The following is a 1,509-nucleotide window of genomic DNA, read 5'->3' on the forward strand; positions in this document are numbered from 1 at the left end:
CGGTTCCCTCGGTGTTCGCGGAGCTGCTGGATCAGGTGCCGGGGAGGATCGCGGCGGATGCGGTGGTGTTCGCGGGGGAGGCGTTGCCGCGGGCGCTGGTGGAGCGGGTGCGGCAGGCCATTCCCGGGGCCCGGGTGGTCAATGCCTACGGCCAGACGGAGAGCTTCTACGCCACCACCTTCACCGCCGGCCCGGCCGGGGAGACGCAGAACCCGGGCAGTGTGCCGATCGGTATGCCGTTGGGGAACATGCGGGCGTATGTGCTGGGTCCGGGTCTGGAGCCGGTGCCGGTGGGTGTGGTCGGTGAGTTGTATGTGGGTGGTGCGATTGCGCGGGGTTATCACGGGCGGGGTGGTCTGACCGCGGAGCGGTTCGTGGCCGATCCGTTCGGGGAGCCGGGTGCGCGGATGTACCGCACGGGTGATCTGGCGCGGCGGCGTGCCGATGGTGTGCTGGAGTACGCGGGCCGGTCGGATGTGCAGGTGAAGGTCCGCGGTGTGCGGATCGAGCCGGGTGAGGTGGAGGCGGTGCTGACCGCCCACCCCGGCGTCGCCCAGGCCGCCGTCATCACCCAGGACGTCCCCGGCGGAAGCCGGCGGCTGGTCGGCTACGTGGTTCCCTCCGGTGTCGACTCCGGCGGCCGGGTGGACGACTACGGCCACTTCGAGGCCGACATGAGCGCCGGTGTCACCGTGCGGGAGCNCCCAGGCCGCCGTCATCACCCAGGACGTCCCCGGCGGAAGCCGGCGGCTGGTCGGCTACGTGGTTCCCTCCGGTGTCGACTCCGGCGGCCGGGTGGACGACTACGGCCACTTCGAGGCCGACATGAGCGCCGGTGTCACCGTGCGGGAGCTGCGCCGTTTCGTCGCCGACCGGCTGCCGGAATTCATGGTGCCCTCGCTGCTGGTGGTGCTGGACCGGCTGCCGCTGGCGCCCAACGGCAAGCTGGACCGGGCGGCGCTGCCGGAGCCCGAGTACACCGCGGAGGCGTACCGGGCGCCGCGCACGCCGCGGGAGGAGACGCTGGCCGGGGTCTATGCCGAGGTGCTGGGCTTGGACCGGGTCGGTGTCGACGACGACTTCTTCGCCGTGGGCGGTGACTCGATCCGCTCCATCCAGGTGGTGGCCCGGGCCCGGGCCCAGGGCCTGGAGGTCACCCCCCGGCAGATCTTCGAGCACCGCACCGTCGCCGAACTCGCCGAGGTCGCCGGGGACGCCGCGGGAGCCGCCCCGGCGCTGGCCGAGCTGCCGGGCGGCGGGGTCGGCACCATGCCGCTGCCGCCGGTCGCCCGGTTCATGCGGGAACTCGGCGGCGGCTTCAACCGGTTCTCCATGTCCACCGTCCTGGATCTGCCTGCCGGTATCGACGGGGAGGGACTGGCGGCGACCCTGGGCGCGGTCTTCGACCGGCACGACGTGCTGCGCTCCCGGCTGCTGCCGGAGGAGGGCGAGGGCGGCAGCCTGCAGATCGCTCCGCCCGGTTCGGTGGAGGTGCCCGCGCTGATCCGC

At 73.1% G+C, this 1,509-nt stretch carries 1 protein-coding gene and 1 pseudogene; both read left to right on the forward strand.

The features are described 5' to 3' along the window. Positions 1 to 62 precede the first annotated feature (62 nt). A pseudogene (locus tag GQS09_RS30840) lies at positions 63 to 536 on the forward strand (AMP-binding protein); the annotation flags it as partial. Between the two features lie 148 nt (positions 537 to 684). Beyond that, positions 685 to 1,509, forward strand: an 825-nt coding sequence (locus GQS09_RS30845; RefSeq protein WP_313896385.1) for a phosphopantetheine-binding protein, incomplete at its 3' end; no start/stop codon positions are given.

It is taken from the genome of Streptomyces sp. YIM 98790, from assembly GCF_011421595.1.
GTDB lineage: Bacteria > Actinomycetota > Actinomycetes > Streptomycetales > Streptomycetaceae > Streptomyces.